This is a genomic window from Pseudomonas sp. TE3552, from assembly GCF_056278945.1.
Map to the genome: position 1 here is coordinate 3725738 of NZ_JBWBQJ010000001.1, position 18563 is coordinate 3744300.

At 59.8% G+C, this 18563-nt stretch carries 15 protein-coding genes; 6 read left to right on the forward strand and 9 right to left on the reverse strand.

The annotated features are described in order from the left end of the window. Positions 1 to 41 precede the first annotated feature (41 nt). Positions 42 to 866, reverse strand: a complete 825-nt coding sequence (gene ttcA / locus ACZ9BB_RS16790) for a tRNA 2-thiocytidine(32) synthetase TtcA (RefSeq protein ID WP_476214702.1) — start codon at positions 864 to 866, stop codon at positions 42 to 44. 394 nt (positions 867 to 1260) lie between these two features. Here ttcA and ACZ9BB_RS16795 point away from each other — a divergent pair, with 394 nt between their 5' ends. Then, positions 1261 to 1863, forward strand: coding sequence for a Yip1 family protein (locus ACZ9BB_RS16795; protein ID WP_476214703.1), 603 nt, complete (start codon positions 1261 to 1263; stop codon positions 1861 to 1863). 193 nt (positions 1864 to 2056) lie between these two features. Continuing rightward, positions 2057 to 2551, forward strand: a complete 495-nt coding sequence (locus tag ACZ9BB_RS16800) for a SprT family zinc-dependent metalloprotease (RefSeq protein ID WP_123407102.1) — start codon at positions 2057 to 2059, stop codon at positions 2549 to 2551. Between the two features lie 29 nt (positions 2552 to 2580). Here ACZ9BB_RS16800 and ACZ9BB_RS16805 read toward each other — a convergent pair whose 3' ends face one another. Both ACZ9BB_RS16805 and ACZ9BB_RS16810 read right to left on the reverse strand, forming a co-directional pair. Further along, the gene (locus tag ACZ9BB_RS16805) at positions 2581 to 3762 is read right to left on the reverse strand and encodes a CaiB/BaiF CoA transferase family protein (RefSeq protein ID WP_476214704.1); all 1182 of its coding nucleotides are present in this window, start codon (positions 3760 to 3762) and stop codon (positions 2581 to 2583) included. A 143-nt stretch (positions 3763 to 3905) separates the two neighbouring features. Continuing rightward, a complete protein-coding gene (locus ACZ9BB_RS16810; protein WP_476214705.1) occupies positions 3906 to 5240 on the reverse strand; it encodes a dicarboxylate/amino acid:cation symporter in 1335 nt (444 codons plus the stop codon). Between the two features lie 341 nt (positions 5241 to 5581). Here ACZ9BB_RS16810 and ACZ9BB_RS16815 point away from each other — a divergent pair, with 341 nt between their 5' ends. Continuing rightward, positions 5582 to 6580, forward strand: a complete 999-nt coding sequence (locus ACZ9BB_RS16815) for an AraC family transcriptional regulator (RefSeq protein WP_476214706.1) — start codon at positions 5582 to 5584, stop codon at positions 6578 to 6580. 320 nt (positions 6581 to 6900) lie between these two features. Here the strand turns inward: ACZ9BB_RS16815 and ACZ9BB_RS16820 are convergent, their stop codons facing one another. The 4 genes from ACZ9BB_RS16820 to ACZ9BB_RS16835 all read right to left on the reverse strand — a co-directional run bounded on the left by ACZ9BB_RS16820 (position 6901) and on the right by ACZ9BB_RS16835 (position 10462). Then, complete coding sequence (locus ACZ9BB_RS16820) at positions 6901 to 7260, reverse strand: DUF6124 family protein (RefSeq protein ID WP_183678954.1); 360 nt, start codon at positions 7258 to 7260, stop codon at positions 6901 to 6903. Between the two features lie 431 nt (positions 7261 to 7691). Further along, positions 7692 to 9038 carry an ATP-binding protein gene (locus tag ACZ9BB_RS16825; RefSeq protein ID WP_476214707.1) on the reverse strand — a complete coding sequence of 449 codons (1347 nt, stop codon included), beginning with the start codon at positions 9036 to 9038 and terminating at the stop codon, positions 7692 to 7694. Further along, positions 9035 to 9712: a response regulator gene (locus ACZ9BB_RS16830; protein WP_476214708.1), complete on the reverse strand. Its 678-nt coding sequence runs from the start codon at positions 9710 to 9712 to the stop codon at positions 9035 to 9037. Before ACZ9BB_RS16830 ends, ACZ9BB_RS16825 begins: the two co-directional genes overlap by 4 nt. 147 nt (positions 9713 to 9859) lie before the next feature. Further along, a complete protein-coding gene (locus ACZ9BB_RS16835; protein ID WP_476214709.1) occupies positions 9860 to 10462 on the reverse strand; it encodes a hypothetical protein in 603 nt (200 codons plus the stop codon). Positions 10463 to 10609: 147 nt separating this feature from the next. Here ACZ9BB_RS16835 and ACZ9BB_RS16840 point away from each other — a divergent pair, with 147 nt between their 5' ends. Together ACZ9BB_RS16840 and ACZ9BB_RS16845 are read left to right on the forward strand one after the other, a co-directional pair. After that, complete coding sequence (locus tag ACZ9BB_RS16840) at positions 10610 to 11401, forward strand: dienelactone hydrolase family protein (protein WP_476214710.1); 792 nt, start codon at positions 10610 to 10612, stop codon at positions 11399 to 11401. 217 nt (positions 11402 to 11618) lie between these two features. Further along, positions 11619 to 12344: a 4'-phosphopantetheinyl transferase family protein gene (locus ACZ9BB_RS16845; RefSeq protein WP_476214711.1), complete on the forward strand. Its 726-nt coding sequence runs from the start codon at positions 11619 to 11621 to the stop codon at positions 12342 to 12344. A 22-nt stretch (positions 12345 to 12366) separates the two neighbouring features. Here the strand turns inward: ACZ9BB_RS16845 and ACZ9BB_RS16850 are convergent, their stop codons facing one another. Together ACZ9BB_RS16850 and ACZ9BB_RS16855 are read right to left on the reverse strand one after the other, a co-directional pair. After that, positions 12367 to 13977 (reverse strand): ATP-binding protein, encoded by a 1611-nt coding sequence (locus ACZ9BB_RS16850; RefSeq protein ID WP_476214712.1) that lies wholly within the window; start codon positions 13975 to 13977, stop codon positions 12367 to 12369. Next, entirely contained in the window at positions 13974 to 14696 is a 723-nt protein-coding gene (locus ACZ9BB_RS16855; RefSeq protein WP_476214713.1) for a response regulator, read from the reverse strand. Before ACZ9BB_RS16855 ends, ACZ9BB_RS16850 begins: the two co-directional genes overlap by 4 nt. A gap of 733 nt (positions 14697 to 15429) precedes the next feature. On the opposite strand from ACZ9BB_RS16855, the gene ACZ9BB_RS16860 reads away from it, so the two are divergent. After that, on the forward strand, positions 15430 to 18324 hold the full coding sequence (locus ACZ9BB_RS16860; protein ID WP_476214714.1) for a ribonucleoside-diphosphate reductase subunit alpha: 2895 nt from the start codon (positions 15430 to 15432) through the stop codon (positions 18322 to 18324). Positions 18325 to 18563: the final 239 nt, after the last annotated feature.

Below are 18563 nucleotides of genomic sequence, written 5' to 3' on the forward strand. Positions count from 1 at the left end.
GACAAGCCCCCTCACCACAACGCCCGCTCCCACAATTTTGTTCAGAGGTTTACTACATTGACGAACCGCGAAGCGGCGCTTTCGTCGATACGCAGGTTGGTGAAATCGAACAGGTTGCGGTCCGCCAGTTGCGAGGGGATCACGTTCTGCAAACTGCGGAAAATGCTTTCGGTACGGCCCGGGGTCTTGCGTTCCCACTCCTGGAGCATTTCCTTGACCACCTGGCGTTGCAGGTTTTCCTGGGAGCCACAGAGGTTGCACGGAATGATCGGGAATTGCTTGAGGTCCGAGTAGGCCTGAATGTCTTTTTCGTTGCAGTAGGCCAACGGGCGGATCACCACGTTGCGACCATCGTCGGCGCGCAGCTTCGGCGGCATGGCCTTGAGCGAACCGTTGAAGAACATGTTCAGGAAGAACGTCTCGACTATGTCGTCACGGTGGTGACCGAGGGCCATTTTGGTCGCGCCGATTTCATCGGCAAAGGTGTAGAGCGTGCCGCGACGCAGGCGCGAGCACAGCGAGCAGGTGGTCTTTCCCTCAGGAATAAGCTCCTTGACCACCGAGTAAGTGTCTTTCTCGACGATGTGGTACTCGATGCCCAGTTCCTTGAGGTAAGCCGGCAGCACATGCTCAGGGAAACCCGGCTGCTTCTGGTCCATGTTCACCGCCACGATCTCGAACTTGATCGGCGCGACTTTCTGCAAATGCATCAACACATCAAGCATGGTGTAACTGTCCTTGCCACCGGACAGGCAGACCATGACCTTGTCGCCGTCTTCAATCATATTGAAATCGGCGATAGCCTCACCGGCCAGGCGGCGAAGGCGCTTCTGCAGTTTGTTCTGATTGACCGTAAGAGTGCCCATGACGCGAAATCCGTGAGGTGTGACGAAAGGCCGGCATTTTACGCAAAAACATTGCACTTGTGGCGAGGGGGCTTGCCCCCGTTCGGCTGCGCAGCAGTCGTAAAACAAACACTGCGGTTCCTCTTGGAAAATATAGTCGACTGATTGGGGGCCACTTCGTGACCCAACGGGGGCAAGCCCCCTCGCCACAGGGTTTAACAGGCACAGACCTGGCGGCGATTAACAAGATTGTTTACAGCGCGATTTGCTCTAAGCCCCTCGCACTATTTCCGGTAACTCCTTTCTATACTGCGGCATAAGGTCGCACACGTATTCAGACCTGTACTTACCTGGCCACTTTGGCCCGTAAGCGCTCCGCTGGGGGGCGATGGCAACAACAAGAGGAGTGACTGGCATGATCCATCACGTAGTGGGGCTCTTCACCCACCCTGACCAGGAATGGAAAGAAATCCGTGGCGACCAGGAGGAAAGCATCAGCCACATGTACCTGACGCACACCCTGATTCTGGCGGCGATCCCCGCCGTTTCGGCGTTTATCGGCACCACGCAGGTCGGCTGGGTCATTGGTAATCGGGCGCCGGTGATGCTGACTATGGAAAGCGCGCTCTGGATGACCGTCATGTCGTACCTGGCGATGCTTGGCGGTGTCGCGGTGATGGGTGCGTTCATCCACTGGATGGCCCGTACCTATGACGCCAATCCGAGCCTGGCACGCTGTGTCGCGTTCGCCACCTACACCGCAACCCCACTGTTCATCGGCGGCCTGGCGGCGCTGTACCCGCACTTGTGGTTGGGGATGATCGTCGGCACTGCAGCCGTCTGCTACACGGTGTACCTGCTATATGTAGGCTTGCCAACGTTCATGAACATTCCGTCGGACGAGGGATTCCTGTTTTCCAGTTCGGTGCTCGCCGTAGGACTGGTGGTGCTGGTGGCCATCATGGCGTTCACCGTGATTGTCTGGGGCCTGGGCGTGGGCCCCGTCTATACCAACTGACAACCGACCGCCCACATAACAATCAAGATCTGCCAATACAAGGCCGCCGCAAGGCGGCCTTCTAATGCTCAGCATAAAGAGCTCCGGGATAGAGGGCTCGACGACAGGAAGCGGCGACGACCATTCGGCGCCTCGACGATTCGCAAGCCTCGAAGGTTGCGGCATACTCGACGCCTCTGGAGATCCATCAAGCATGCCCGAGCAACTCAATACCCGCGTCGAAGACTGTTTCCAACAAGCTGAATCCTTTTTCAAACGACCTTTCAAACGCCCCGTGGTGAGCCTCAAGCTGCGCGGGCAAAAAGCCGGTGTCGCGCATCTGCACGAGAACCTGCTGCGCTTCAACCCGCAGCTGTACCGGGAAAACACCGAAGATTTCCTCAAGCAGACCGTGGCCCATGAAGTCGCGCACCTGATCGCCCATCAACTGTTCGGCGACCGCATCCAGCCCCATGGTGAAGAGTGGCAACTGATCATGCGCGGTGTTTATGAACTGCCGCCCAACCGCTGCCACACCTACGACGTCAAACGCCGCAGCGTGACCCGCTACATCTACAAATGCCCGTGCGCCGACAGCGATTTCCCGTTTTCGGCCCAGCGCCACAGCCTGGTGCGCCAGGGGCGACGGTATTTGTGCCGGCGTTGTCGCAGTACGTTGGTGTTCAGTGGCGAGATGCGGGTCGAGTAGTGGGAGTTGTAATGGCGTCTGATCAGGCGCTACACAACCACCTTGGCACGCCGCAATTCCTCGATCCGCTCAACACTGAACCCCAACTCCCCCAACACCTGATCGGTATGCGCTCCCAGCGTCGCGCCAATCTGCCGAGGCTCAGGCAAGCCGTCCGAAAACTTCAACGGACAAGCCATCTGCGCCTGGCTCGTCCCATCGCCGCGCGGCACCTCAGTCACCAACTCCCGCGCCTGCAACTGCGGGTGCCGCACCGCTTCGCCCAGACTCAACACCGGTTCGACACACGCATCGACCCCGGCAAACAGTTCACACAACCGGGAAAAGTCATGTTTTTCGAATTCGACTTTCAACTCGTCCTTGAGCGCTTGTTGCCGGGCGGGGTCAGACGACACTCCCTCGGCCGCCAGTTCCGGACGGCCCAGCGCCGTGCACAGTTGCTGCATGAACGCCGGTTCCAGACTGCCCACCGACAACCAGCGGCCATCGCGCGAGCGGTAGTAGTCGTAGAAGCTGCCACCATTGAGCAACTGATCTTCCCTGCCCGGCTCCACACCACAGGCCAGGTACCCGGCACCTGCCATGGCGTTCAGGCTGAAGGCGCAGTCGGTCATGCTCACATCCAGATGCTGCCCCTGCCCTGTCTGCTGTCGTGCGATCACCGCCGCCAGCAACCCGATCACCCCGTGCAACGAACCGCCCGCGACATCCGCCACCTGCATGCCCAACGGTAACGGGCCGCTATCGGCACGGCCGGTGTAGCTCGCCAGCCCCGCCAGTGCCAGGTAGTTGATGTCGTGGCCGGCGCGGTCCTTGTAAGGGCCGGTCTGGCCGTAACCGGTGATCGACACATAGATCAGCCGCGGATTGATCGCCTTCAAGGCTTCGTACCCCAGGCCAAGCCGATCCATCACGCCGGGACGGAACTGCTCCAGCACAATGTCGTGGTCCTGCAGCAACGCCTTGATCACTTCCAGCGCCTCGGGCTGCTTGAGGTCCAGCGCCAGGCTGCGCTTGTTGCGATTGAGGTAGGCGTGGCTGGCCGACACGCCTTGATCATGGGGGGGCAGCACCCGCAGCAGGTCCATGCGGGTCGGCGATTCGATGCGCAACACCTCGGCGCCCATGTCTGCCAGCAACAACGAGGCGAACGGCCCCGGCAGCAATGTCGAAAAATCCAGAACCTTGAGTGATGCCAGTGGACCGAGCATGAGTGTTCTCCAATACGATCCCCCAAGCCTAGGCAGCCCGGGACATTGCAGCAATCACCTGATGCGTCAGCGGCGGTGACCGTTGTGCTCAAATCGCAGGCATTAAAAAACCCGCCGAAGCGGGTTTTTTATTACAACAAGGCTTACTTGGCGTTCGTCGGGGTTGCCCCTTCGACGTGGCCCAAAACATCGTCTTTAGGCTCGTCGGCAATGCCGCGACCACCGGAAGCCAGCTCCGATTGCAGCACGTCGGTGTCCAGTTCCTTGACCCACTTGGCCACAACAATGGTGGCAACCGCGTTACCGATCAGGTTGGTCAGGGCACGGGCTTCGGACATGAAGCGGTCGATGCCGAGGATCAGCGCCAGGCCGGCAACCGGCAGGTGGCCAACGGCGGACAAGGTAGCGGCCAGTACGATGAAACCACTACCGGTCACGCCAGCAGCGCCTTTGGAGGACAGCAGCAACACCACCAGCAGAGTGATCTGGTGAGTGATGTCCATGTGGGTGTCGGTTGCCTGAGCAATGAACACGGCCGCCATGGTCAGGTAGATTGCAGTACCGTCGAGGTTGAACGAGTAGCCGGTCGGGATCACCAGACCTACCACGGATTTCTGTGCACCCAGACGCTCCATTTTGATCAGCATGCGAGGCAGTACCGACTCCGAAGAGGAAGTACCCAGCACGATCAGCAGTTCTTCACGGATGTAGCGGATCACTTTCAGCACGCTGAAGCCGTGAGCGCGAGCGATACCGCCCAGCACGACCAGAATGAACAGCAGGCAGGTGATGTAGAAGCAGGCCATCAGTTGACCCAGCTGCACCAGCGAACCCACACCGTAGGCACCGATGGTGAACGCCATGGCGCCGAAGGCACCGAGTGGCGCGAGCTTCATGATCATGTTGATGATGTTGAACATCACGTGGGCGAAGCGATCGATGAAGTCCAGGATCGGCTTGCCGTAAGCACCCAGGCGATGCAGGGCGAAACCGAAGATCACCGAGAACATCAGCACTTGCAGGATATCGCCCGTGGCGAACGCACCGACGATGGTGGTCGGGATCACGTTCAGCAGGAAACCAACGACGCTTTGATCCGCACCGGCAGCCACGTAGGTAGCGATTTTGGAGGCATCCAGCGTGGTGACGTCGATGTGCATGCCGTTACCCGGCTGCACGATGTTGACCACTACCAGACCGACCAGCAAGGCGATGGTCGAAACGATTTCGAAATACAGCAGCGCGTAACCGCCGGTCTTGCCGACCGACTTCATGTTCTGCATGCCCGCGATACCGCTGACAACGGTGCAGAAGATGATAGGAGCGATGATCATTTTGATCAGTTTGATGAACCCGTCACCCAACGGCTTGAGGGCTACACCGGTCTGCGGGTAGAAGTGACCGAGCAGGATGCCGATAGCGATGGCAACGATCACCTGGAAATACAGGGATTTGTACAGTGGCTGACGAGTCGTCATTGCAAAGTTCCTCAAGAGTGCCCGATGACAACATCCATCATGTTGCCCAAGACACTTCAATTGCGAACCCTCCTGCACTGGAGGGATTTGTTTTGTCGAGCTGCGTGGTGGCAGGCATCTGTGGCTTGTATCGCAAGGCCCGTGCCACATTCGCCAAAAAGCCTGCGAGCCTTTTGACATCAAGGGTTACAGGTTTTTTTTCGTCACCGACTGGTTACAACGATGTGGCGGATTTCCGCCAACCAGCCAAACCTCGTCCTGCAATTTGGCGGATATCCGCCTTGTCCATCATCGACGGGCACCGCTACCATCCATTGCTCAGTGCACGGACCTGCCCTCTTATGCGTGAACGCACCATCGCCAGCCATTTCGCCCGTGCCGCCCTCGGTGGCGCGCGTCGACGTGGCTACGACTATTCGAGCCTGCTGCAGCAACTGGGGATCAGCCCCGAGTTGCTCGACGAACCGCGCGCGCGAATCGCGCCTGAACAATTCACCCGGTTGATCCAGGGATTGTGGCTGGCCCTGGACGACGAATACCTGGGCTTCGGGCAGGCGCCGAGCAAACCCGGCAGTTTCGCGATGATGTGCCACGCCGTCATCCACTGCCGCACGCTGGAGAAAGCGCTCAATCGCGGCCTGTTGTTTTACAGCCTGTTTCCCGGGGCACCGCGTCTGACGCTGAGCCGAGAAGGCGAGATGATTCGCCTGAGCCTCGACGATTCGCCGCTGTGGGACCCGGACCACTTCCTCAGCGAAAGCCTGCTGGTGATCTGGCATCGGTTCGGCAGCTGGCTGATCGGCCAGCGCATTCGTCTGGAGCACGCCACATTCAGCTACCCGAGGCCCGAGCACGGGGCCGAATACGACTTGCTGTTTTCTTGCCCGCTAACGTTCTCCACTACTCAGAGTAGCCTGCTGTTCCACAGTCGCTACCTGAGCATGCCGCTGTTACAGGACGAACGAACCCTCAAGCACTTCCTTGAGCGCTCCCCCGCCGACCTGCTATCGCGCCCCGATGAAGGCGACAGTCTGAGCAGCCAGTTGCGACGCTTGCTCAGCCGTGACAGTGCGCGCTGGCCAGACCTGGAAGCCGTGGCCGCGCACCTGCACATCAGCCCGCAAACCTTGCGTCGGCATTTGCGCGAAGAAGGCACGAGTTTTCAGGAATTGAAGGACCAGTTGCGCCGGGACATCGCGATTTATCACCTGGGGCGGGCGGATCTGTCGTTGCAACAGATTGCCGAGCAGTTGGGGTTTTCCGAGCCGTCGGCGTTTCACCGGGCGTTCAAGAAGTGGACGGGGCTTACGCCTGGGGCCTATCGCGCCCAAGAGAACTGATATTTCGGTTGAATTGACTGGCCCCATCGCGGGCAAGCCCGCTCCCACAGGAGGCTGTGTTGTTCACAAATTTTGTGTCAGAAGTCGAAACCTGTGGGAGCGGGCTTACCCGCGATGAGGCCCGGAAAAACACCACAGAACTTTGCAGACAGCCATGCTGTTGTGGCGAGGGGGCTTGCCCCCGTTGGGCTGCGAAGCGGCCCCAAAACCTGCAACCGCATGTTTTCAGGTACTCCGCAGATGCTGGTTTACGACGGCTGCGCCGCCGAACGGGGGCAAGCCCCCTCGCCACAGCAAGCCCCCTCGCCACAGGTTCTTCGCTAGCCTCGCGGATCGAGGTTATCCAGCACCCGATTCACCGCCAATTCCCCGAGCATGACCACCGATTGAATCCCCAACATCATGTTGCGATGTGGCATGTCCATCAATCCGGCGAACTCACTGAGCATCATGCTCGCTGACGCCAGGGATTCGCAGGCGTTGACCAGCAGGGTTTCGTTATCGACCTCGGTGCCGACATGGTAAATGGTGCTGGGTTTGCGCTTGGTGTCTTTGGGAATGTCCGGTTTGAGGTAGTAATCGAGGGCGCGGTCGGCGGCTTCGTTGAGTTTTTTCGAATCGAGGGATTCGTAGGGGGATGTCGGATCGGTTTCAGGTGGGTTGGGTGTAGGTTTGAACATGGCGAAACTCCGTGGTTGGTTGAGCCGCCACAACCTATCGCTAAACAAGTAAAGGTGGCGGCTGTACGCAGGTTAGCGATCCGGGTCACAGAAACCCCGGGTAGACTCGAAGGTCTCCCACGCACAGCCACCATTACGCGAATTGCAGGCACTAAAAACTGCAATCAGAACTTGGGCGCTTTTGCGTCTGTGTATGGGATCGGATCGCTAAACCCGATCGCTGATTCGTCAGCGACCGGCAAAGGATAGAGCCCGCGCCCCAGGCGCACTAGCCGGCGGATTCTGGCGTAGTCGTAGGCAGCGGCGCAAGAATGTGTAGCCTGAGTGAGTATCTGGAAGTGTCGTTTAAACAGTGCTTGTTTAGCGGTCTGACACCGAGCCTTTTGGTGGCTGTACCGGCCTGCTCGCGATGAGGCCAGCCCAGCCAATAACTAAACCACCGGAAAATGAATCCGGAACGCCGCCCCGCCCATCGGCGAATCCCCCAGTGTCAGCTTGGCGCTGTAGCTTTCGATGATGTCCTTGACCACCGCCAACCCAATCCCCTGCCCCGCATGCTGGCGATCCAGCCGCTCGCCGCGCTCGAGAATCCGTGCGCGCTGGTCTGGTGGTACACCGGGGCCGTCGTCTTCGACGCACAGCTCAATGCCGCTGAGGGTTTCACGCACGCTGATGCGCACCTCGCTCAGGCACAGGCGATAGGCGTTTTCCAACAGGTTACCCATCATTTCCAGCAAGGCGCCCTGCTCGATCGGTACGTAACATTGATCGGGCAGATCGAAAGCGACCCGCACACGTTTGTCGCGGTAGACCTTGTCCAGGGTGTCGCAGAGGCTTTTGAGTACCGGTTGCAGGCGCACTTGGTGGCGCACCAGGCCGCTTTTGCGCAGGCTGGCGCGTTGCAGTTGATAGCTGATTTGCTGGCTCATGCGCTCGATCTGGGTTTGCAGCACCCAGGCCTGATCGCGCTCTTGCGGCTTCTGGGCCATGTCTTCGCTGACGCCTTGCAACACGGTCAGCGGGGTTTTCAGGCTGTGGGCCAGGTCGTCGAGGGAATCGCGATAGCGGCTGCGCTGCTCACGCTCGCTGTACAGCAAACGGTTGAGCGAGCCGGTCAGGCGCAGCAGTTCCCGTGGATGTTCTTCACTCAGGCTTTCACGCGTGCCGCCCTCGATCTGGTCCAGTTCCTGGCTCAGCCGGCGCAACGCCTGCAAGCCCCAGGTCAGGCCGACCCAGAGCAAGACGAGCAACACCAGTAACGCCGCGCCGAAGCCCAGATAAAGGTTTTCCCGCAGGCCTTCGAGGGTGACTTCGTACTCGCGCACCGGTTGCAGCGCGACGATGCTGAACGCCGCACTTTTACCGCCCAGCAGTTTGACTTCGACGTCATAGACGAAGAACTCTTCGCCATTGGCCTCACGAATCCTCGCGAACTCGTTACCGCGTCCGTCGTAACGCGGCTTGTAGTTGATCATCTCTTCCTGGGTGGCCTTCGAGCGCCAGACCAAATGACCTTCGCGGTCATAGATGTAGCCGAGCAAACGGCTGTCGGTCAGGTTGAAGCGCTCGTCGGGCAGCTGCGCCGGCATCTGCAAGCGGTTGTTATCCACCCGGGCGGCGGAGATCAGCGTGGTGACGTCCGATGCCAGGCGCTGCTCGATGGAATCCTGCAACGCCAGGCTGAACGCGCCCTGCATCGCCGGCAGCAACGCCAGCATGAACAACACCGCCAGGATGGTGGCGGCGAGCATCAAACGGACGCGAAGGGATCGAATCAAGTGCAGCGCTCATTGAACAGGTAGCCGAGGCCACGCACGGTATCGATCGGCTTGAAGCCGGCCGGGCCTTCGAGTTTGCGGCGCAGGCGGCCGACCAGCACTTCGATCACGTTCGGATCGCGCTCGTCGTCATCCGGGTAGAGTTGCTCCATCAAGCGATCCTTGGCCACCACTTGCTGGTGATGCCGCATCAGGTACTCGAGGATCCGGTATTCGTAGGCGGTCAGTGCCAGCGGTTGTTCATCGAGGGACGCCTGTTTGCGGTTGAGGTCCAGCAACAGCGGCCCGGCGACGATGGTCGACTGGGTGAAACCGCTGGAGCGGCGCAACAGGGCATTGAGCCGCGCCTCAAGCTCCTCGAACTGGAACGGCTTGACCACGTAGTCGTCGGCACCGGCGGCGAGGCCTTCGACCTTGTCCTGCCAGTTGCCGCGCGCGGTGAGGATCAGGATCGGAAAACTCTTGCCCTGGGCGCGCAGCTGACGAATAAGGTCGAGCCCGCCCATGCCCGGCAGACCGAGGTCGATCACCGCCAGGTCAAAGTTGAATTGCCCGGTCTGGTACAACGCCTCTTCGGCATTGGCCACGGACTCGACCACATGGCCGCTCTCCGTCAGGCGGGTTTGCAGGTGATGGCGCAACAGCGCTTCATCTTCGACGACCAGCAATTTCATAAGGCTCTCCGGGGCAACTCAACGTCTCCAAAGACATGACGCGCCCTAAGGCACGCATCTTGACGGCTGACAGGACGATGCCAGTCAATCAAGTCACGGAACCTCCCACAGGTTCCGCGGCTTAACCGACTGGCCGCGAACCGTTTTTTAGAAAGCGTAGTTGGCGGACAGGTAAGTCTGGGCGCTGCTGGTCAAATCCAGCGAACCCTGTTTGCTGCCACCGCGTTCGCTCATCTCGGTGCTGGCGTTGCTGCGCAAGTAACGGTAACCCAACTCGACCGAGGTGTTTTGCGAAACTTGCTGCAACACGCCGACCTGGCCACCGAGGGCGTAACCGATGTCGCTGTCGCGGCTGAAACCTGGCGATTCCTGAGTCATTTTGGTCAAACCGGCCGTGGCACCGCCGAACAGTTTGGTGCTGCCGCCCACCGGGTAGAACAGATCGTAGCTACCCAGCAGGTTTTCCTGACGCAGTTTAATGCCATTGTGCGAGCCCGACACGTTGTCGTAAGTGGCGTAGTAACGACCCTTGCTGTCTTGCTGACCCAGACGCACGCCCCAAGTGTTGTCCTTGCCAATGACACCGTCGGCGTTCGGGTGGTTGAGGTTGTCGTTCAGGGCGTTGGATTTTTTAACCTTGTCGCTGGTCTGGCCAAAGGTCAGGCCGGCGAAATTGGTGGTATCGGCGTGGGCCGCCACACTGGCGCCCATCACGGTGAAAGCCAGAAGCAGTTTTTTGAAAGTAGTCATTGGGAAGTTTCCTCATGCGCTATGTGCTTTTTGGGTACGGGGCAAGGTTACGCACCCGCCCCTGAACTCCCCCTGAACGCACTCTGAACCTGAGCTGAATCAAATCGACTACGCTGTTTTGACGCTTTCATATAAAGAGGTCCAACCATGCGCGTATTCCTCACCCTCGTATTGCTGGCCCTCAGCGGGCTCAGCCAGGCAGCCATCAAGACTCAGGAAATCCCTTACCAAAGTACCGACGGCACCAAGCTGATTGGCTATTACGCCTACGACGACGCCATCAAAGGCCAACGCCCCGGCGTTGTGGTGGTGCACGAATGGTGGGGCCTCAACGACTACGCCAAGCGCCGCGCCCGTGATCTGGCCGGTTTGGGTTACAGCGCGCTGGCGATCGACATGTATGGCGATGGCAAGAACACCGAACACCCCAAGGACGCCATGGCGTTCATGCAAGCAGCGTTGAAGGACAGCACGGCGGCCAGCGCGCGGTTTCAGGCCGGGCTCGATCTGCTGAAGAAACAGCCGCAGACCGATCCGGACAAACTGGCGGCCATCGGTTATTGCTTCGGCGGTAAGGTAGTGCTGGATGCGGCACGCCAGGGATTGCCACTGGCGGGCGTGGTGAGTTTCCACGGTGCGCTGGCGACCACTACGCCGGCTGCGCCTGGCAGTGTGAAGGCGAAAATCCTTGTGGAGCATGGCGCTCTGGACAGCATGGTCACCGCGGATAACGTGACGGCGTTCAAAACGGAAATGGACAAGGCCGGTGCCGACTATAAATTCGTCAGCCTCGAAGGCGCCAAGCATGGGTTCAGCAACCCTGATGCAGATCGCCTGAGCCACGGCGATCATGGCGGGCCGGACATTGGTTACAACAAGGCCGCCGATGAGAAGTCGTGGGCGGACATGCAGGCGTTTTTCAAGAAAATATTTAGCTGACACACCAACAGCATTGAGCCGGGCATTGCTCCCTGTGGCGAGGGGGCTTGCTCCCGTTCGGCTGCGAAGCAGTCGTGAACCGGCGAACGCAGTGCATCTGTCGGAATGCGATTGCAGGTTTTGGGGCTGCTTCGCAACCCAACGGGGGCAAGCCCCCTCGCCACAAAAGCCCTGCTGCCACTACCCAGCCATCGCGCCAGACGGCAAAATGCCCGTCATGAATCCCATTCCCGCCCTACCCACCTGCTGCACCCCACTCGACGCCCATTGGCCGCTGCCGTTTGTGCTGCCCGACACAGTCTTGCTGGGCACTCACTTCGATACCGCGCAACTGGCCAGCGATGATTTCCAGCGCAGCGCCATCGAGCCGCCCGCGAGCATCCAGCGTTCGGTGGCCAAGCGCCAGGCCGAGTTTCTCGCCGGGCGGGTTTGCGCTCGGGCCGCGTTGCAACGACTGGAAGGGCTGAGTTTCATTCCGGCCATTGGTGAAGACCGCGCACCGGTGTGGCCCGCACATATCACTGGTTCGATCACCCACAGCACCGGCCGGGCCGCGGCAATTGTCGCGAACAAGGCCCATTGGCGCGGTTTGGGGATGGACCTGGAAAACCTGCTCGACGCTGAACGGGCCGAACGCCTGGCCGGGGAAATTCTGACCGGGCCTGAGTTGCAGCGCATGGCCGCTGGCGCTCGCGATCAGTTGGCAATGTGGGTGACATTGACGTTTTCGGTGAAGGAAAGCCTGTTCAAGGCGCTCTACCCGATCGTCCAAAAACGCTTCTACTTCGAACACGCCGAAATGCTGGAGTGGAGCGAGGGCGGTGAAGTGCGGTTGCGGTTGCTGACTGACCTGTCCGGTGAATGGCGTAGCGGCACGGAGCTGGATGCGCAGTTTGCGGTGAGGGATGGGCAGTTGTTGAGTCTGGTCAGTATCAAGGCCTGAAGCCCCTGTCATGTGCCCAACCTCAACGCCGTTCCTGATTCCTCGGCCAGCTCAAACTGAAACAGGCCCCGCCCAGGTTTTTGCTCTTGCTGATCAACGCTCGCCCGTCATGCCAGTGGATGATCCGCCGCACAATCGACAATCCCAACCCATGCCCACCCGAAGCGCGGGTCCGGCTGTCATCGAGGCGCAGGAACGGGGTGAAGATTTTCTCCCACGCGGTTTCCGGCACGCCCGGTCCGTCGTCCTCGACATCCACCCGACAACGCTGCTGCCCCACCTGATAACTGACGGTCACCCGTGACTGCGCGTGGCGCATGGCGTTGCTCACCAGGTTCTGCAATGCCCGGTGCAGGTAACGCGGCTCGGCCTCGACCCAGGCGCCGTCGCAATCGGCGGCCGACAGGCACAAACCACGCTGCACCGTGACCTCGGCGCGCAACGGCGCCAGTTCCTCGATCACCTGATTGACCAGCGCATCCAGGTCGATCCGCTGGAAATTCAATGCCGGCGAACCCTGCTCCAGCCGCGCATAGGTGAGCATCTCGTCGACCAGCCGATCAAGGTCCTCGATGTCGTGGTCCATGCCGTCGCGGTATTTTTCGAGCGCCTCAGGCGTGGTGGCCGAACCGATCATTTCCAGGCCAAAACGCAAGCGCGCCACCGGCGTGCGCAATTCGTGGGACACGGCACGCACCAGTTCTCGCTGAATCGCCAACAATTGCTGCAAGTGCTCGGCCATGCCGTTGAACGCCGAGGCCAGGCGCCCCACTGAGTCCGCGCCGCGGGCCGGTACACGGGTTTCCAGGCTGCCCTGGGCAATGCGCGTGGCGGCGGCTTCCAGCCCGCGCAAACGGCGCTCCAGCTGGCGCACCAACAGATAGACAATCAAACCGATCAGGCTCAGGCCAAGGGCCGCGATCAGCACCAGCCACTCGGGCGGGTAAGGATTCATCTGATACAGCGGACCGATTTCCAGCACCCACGGCGTACCGACCATGCCGGCAAACACCCGGATCGAATCGCCGCCCTTGCCCAGCGCCATCACCGTGTCGCCTTCGGACACGCGGCGGCTCTGGTCTTCGTCCATATCAGCCTGATCGACTGTGACCAGCCGCAGATCAAAGCCGAACCCCTTCTCTTCCTTTAATTGCGCCAGACGCTTGGGCTGCTCGGCCACCGGATAGCGCACCAATTCATCGGCCAACAGGTAAATGGTCGCGCGCGCCAGTTGTTCGCTGATCTGCTGGACTTCCCCGGTGAGCACGAGTTGTTCCTTGTCGCTGACCAAGCGGTAAACCTTCGCCGCATGCGGACCGGTCTGCTCCACCAGTGCCTGGCCGTGCAGCACGCGGGTGCGCTGGGTCAAGTCGAGGTCAGTTTGAGGGAAGGTCTTGAGCGCCAGCGGAATCCCGAGCAAGCGCTCCCATACCAGCAAGGCGCGGTGGCGCTCGGTTTCGTTCATCGGTTGCAGGTTGTCGGCCATCAGCGAGAACGTGCCGTGGGCCAGGCGCTCGCGGTACTGCTCGCTGCGCACCTGGTTCAGCAGGTGCAAGGCCAGCACACCGAGTACGGCCACCAGAATCAGCGCCGCGCACATGCCGCCATAAATGCGCAGGAAGATCGAGTTCACAGCGACACGTCTGCGCAGGCTTCGGGAACGAACAGATAGCCTTTGCTGCGGATGGTTTTGATCAGCCGCGGATGCTCCGGGTCATCGCCGATCTTGGGGCGGATACGCGAGATACGCACGTCGATGGAGCGGTCCTGGCCGTCATAACCGATACCGCGCAGCGCGGTGAAAATTTCTTCGCGGGACAGAATACGCCCGGCGTTGGCCACCAGCAGCCAGAGCAAATCGAACTCGGCGCTGGTCAACTCGATGCCTTTGTCATGCAGCCATGCTTCGCGCAACGCGTTGTCCACCACCAAGGGGCCGAACTGCAGGCGCCGTTGTTTTTCCGGAGCGGTTTCAGGGGTTTCACTGCGCCGCAACAAGGCCTGGATGCGCGCCAGCAGCAGGCGTGGTCGAACGGGTTTGCAGACGTAATCGTCGGCGCCGAGGTCGAGACCGAGGATCTGATCGGTGTCATCGGTGCGCGCGGTGAGCATCAGGATCGGGCCGTCATATTTGTCGCGAACCTTGCGGCAAATGCTCAGGCCATCTTCACCAGGGAGCATCAGATCGAGGATCACCAGATCAGGCTGTTCCTTGATGATACGGGCCGCGGCGAGGGCGCCATTCCCTTCGATCGCCACACGCAAGCCATTGGCTTGCAGATAGTCGCGGGTCAGTTCAGCCAGACGCTGGTCGTCTTCGACAATCAATACCTGCCAGGCTTCTTGCTCCACGGTGACCTCTACTTGCCAACAACACTGATAAGGAAGGATCCGCCCGTCTTTTTGTAATGATTGGGGAGGATAAGAATGCGTATGCATTGCCCGATTGTATAAACGTCGCTCGCCGGGAACACAAGCCGGTAAATGCGTTCGGACACAACGGTTTTTTGTGATAGGGTTCGCGCCCTTAAAAATCCGTCCCGCCGTTTTTGATCATTGAAAATCGATGAAAAATAGTCCGCGCCAGCAGCGTCGCGGCTTACACGCGCGTTCCACCTTTCACTCACAATTTACGCACAGGTTTATCCACAGGCAGTACGTTGCAACACCCCCAAAAACGCATTATCTTGTAGCACGGCGCAAAAAAAACCCTACATGTAGGGTTTTTGCTTAAAAGCCCAACCACATTTCAGACCAGAAACTCAAGCGCTTTATTGCCTGTTTATGGTTGAACCAAGCGTGATTTTACAAGCCCAAACCGCACGCGCGGATGGCACCGTTTTTTCAAGCCGGAACGGCCAGAACGGTACGGGTGTTGCAGTCATTACTGCACCCCTGAAAGGAATCCGGTTTCGAGCCCAGGCTCGCGGCCAAAGACTTCGGCAAGGAAGCGGCATCATTAGCCTTTTTCCTACTGTCCCGAAGTTGTTATGCCCGACGCTCGTCGGCTGTAGTGCTTCAGGACAGAACGGTGGGCACCGTGATGGTGCCCAAACAAACATAGAGAATGTGGAGACACCCCCCCATGCAAACCGACACAACTCGCGAGAACCCGCAGGGCACCTTGCCGCAGGCCGCCGATTCGAATTCGGATCTGTCCGCCACCGCGCCTGGCCAACTGCGTGTGATCAAGCGTAACGGCACTGTCGTTCCTTACACCGATGACAAGATCACCGTCGCCATCACCAAAGCGTTTCTTGCAGTTGAGGGCGGCACCGCTGCCGCTTCGTCGCGCATCCACGACACCGTTGCCCGCCTGACCGAACAGGTCACCGCAACCTTCAAGCGTCGCATGCCTTCGGGCGGCACCATCCACATCGAAGAAATCCAGGACCAGGTCGAACTGGCCCTGATGCGTGCCGGCGAGCAGAAAGTGGCGCGCGACTACGTGATCTATCGCGATTCCCGCGCCAAAGAGCGTGCTGCGCACACGCCTGCCGAGGAAGCGGTTCAGGCTCACCCGTCGATCCGCATCACCCGCGCCGATGGCAGCCTTGCACCTCTGGACATGGGTCGTCTGAACACCATCGTCACCGAAGCGTGCGAAGGTCTGGAAGAAGTCGACGGCGAGCTGATCCAGCGCGAAACCCTGAAGAACCTGTACGACGGCGTAGCCCTGACCGACGTCAACACCGCCCTGGTGATGACTGCCCGTACGCTGGTCGAGCGTGAGCCGAACTACTCGTTCGTGACCGCTCGCCTGCTGATGGACACCCTGCGTGCCGAAGGCCTGAGCTTCCTGGAAGTCGCCGAGAGCGCGACCCACCACGAAATGGTCGACCTGTACGCCAAGGCCCTGCCTGCCTACATCGCCAAGGGTATCGAATTCGAATTGCTGAACCCGGTTCTGGCGTCCTTCGACCTGGAAAAACTCGGCAAGGCGATCAACCACGAGCGCGATCAGCAGTTCACGTACCTGGGCCTGCAAACCCTGTACGACCGTTACTTCATCCACAAGGACGGTATCCGCTTCGAACTGCCGCAGATCTTCTTCATGCGCGTGGCCATGGGCCTGGCGATCGAAGAGAAGCACAAAGAAGACCGTGCGATCGAGTTCTACAACCTGTTGTCGTCCTTCGACTACATGTCCTCGACCCCGACCCTGTTCAACGCCGGTACCCTGCGTCCACAGCTGTCGAGCTGCTACCTGACCACCGTGCCGGATGACCTGTCGGGCATCTACCACGCGATCCACGACAACGCCATGCTGTCCAAATTCGCAGGCGGCCTGGGCAACGACTGGACGCCGGTTCGTGCGCTGGGCTCGTACATCAAGGGCACCAACGGCAAATCCCAAGGCGTCGTGCCGTTCCTGAAAGTGGTGAACGACACCGCCGTTGCCGTTAACCAGGGTGGCAAGCGCAAAGGCGCTGTCTGTGCCTACCTGGAAACCTGGCACATGGACATCGAAGAGTTCATCGAACTGCGCAAGAACACCGGTGATGACCGTCGTCGTACCCACGACATGAACACCGCCAACTGGATCCCTGACCTGTTCATGAAGCGCGTCTTCGATGACGGCAAGTGGACCCTGTTCTCGCCGTCCGAAGTACCGGACCTGCACGACCTGACCGGCAAGGCCTTCGAAGAGCGTTACGAGTACTACGAAGCCCTGTCCGAGTACCCGGGCAAGATCAAGCTGTTCAAGACCATCCAGGCCAAAGACCTGTGGCGCAAAATGCTGTCCATGCTGTTTGAAACCGGCCACCCATGGCTGACTTTCAAAGACCCGTGCAACCTGCGCAGCCCGCAGCAGCACGTGGGCGTGGTTCACAGCTCGAACCTGTGCACCGAGATCACCTTGAACACCAACAAGGACGAGATCGCCGTTTGCAACCTGGGCTCGATCAACCTGCCGAACCACATCGTGGGCGGCAAGCTCGACACCGCCAAGCTGCAACGCACCGTGAACACCGCTGTGCGCATGCTCGATAACGTGATCGACATCAACTACTACTCGGTGCCGCAAGCGAAGAACTCCAACTTCAAGCACCGCCCGGTCGGCCTGGGCATCATGGGCTTCCAGGACGCTTTGTACCTGCAGCACATCCCTTACGGTTCCGACGCTGCCGTCGAGTTCGCCGACAAGTCGATGGAAGCGGTCAGCTACTACGCGATCCAGGCGTCTTGCGACCTGGCTGACGAGCGTGGCGCCTACGAGACGTTCCAGGGTTCGCTGTGGTCCAAAGGCATCCTGCCGCTGGATTCGCAACAGATCCTGATCGAACAGCGTGGCCAGAAGTACATCGACGTTGACCTGAACGAAACCCTGGACTGGGCACCGGTTCGCGCCCGTGTACAGAAAGGCATTCGTAACTCCAACATCATGGCCATCGCACCGACCGCGACCATCGCCAACATCACCGGCGTATCGCAGTCGATCGAACCGACCTACCAGAACCTCTATGTGAAATCGAACCTGTCGGGCGAATTCACCGTGATCAACCCGTACCTGGTTCGCGACCTGAAGGCTCGCGGTCTGTGGGACTCGGTCATGATCAACGACCTGAAGTACTACGACGGTTCGGTGCAGCAGATCGAGCGCATCCCGCAAGAACTCAAAGAGCTCTACGCGACTGCCTTCGAAGTGGACACCAAGTGGATCGTCGACGCGGCAAGCCGTCGTCAGAAGTGGATCGACCAGGCTCAGTCGCTGAACCTGTACATCGCCGGCGCTTCGGGCAAGAAGCTGGACGTGACCTACCGCATGGCCTGGTACCGTGGTCTGAAAACCACTTACTACCTCCGTGCCCTGGCCGCGACCAGCACCGAGAAGTCGACCATCAACACCGGTAAGCTGAACGCTGTTTCCAGCGGCGGTAACCACGGTGACGACTCGGTCCTGGCAGCTCCTGCCGGCCCTGCTCCAGTGCCGAAGGCCTGCGCTATCGACGAGCCGGATTGCGAAGCTTGCCAATAAGCTGAGCCGGTGAGCGCTGCAAGGCGCTTACCTGAAACCCCCGATGAGCCTCTGGCTGGTCGGGGGTTTTCTTTTGCCTTGATGAATGTGGTAGCCGCTCTGACGCTATCGCGGGCAAGCCACGCTCCCACAGGATATACGTCGTCCAGATGATCAACGCGATTCTGGAGCGAGGCTTGCCCGCGAAGAGGCCGGCACAACCAAAACCTCAGCCCCTGACAAAAATCCCGCTCATAAAA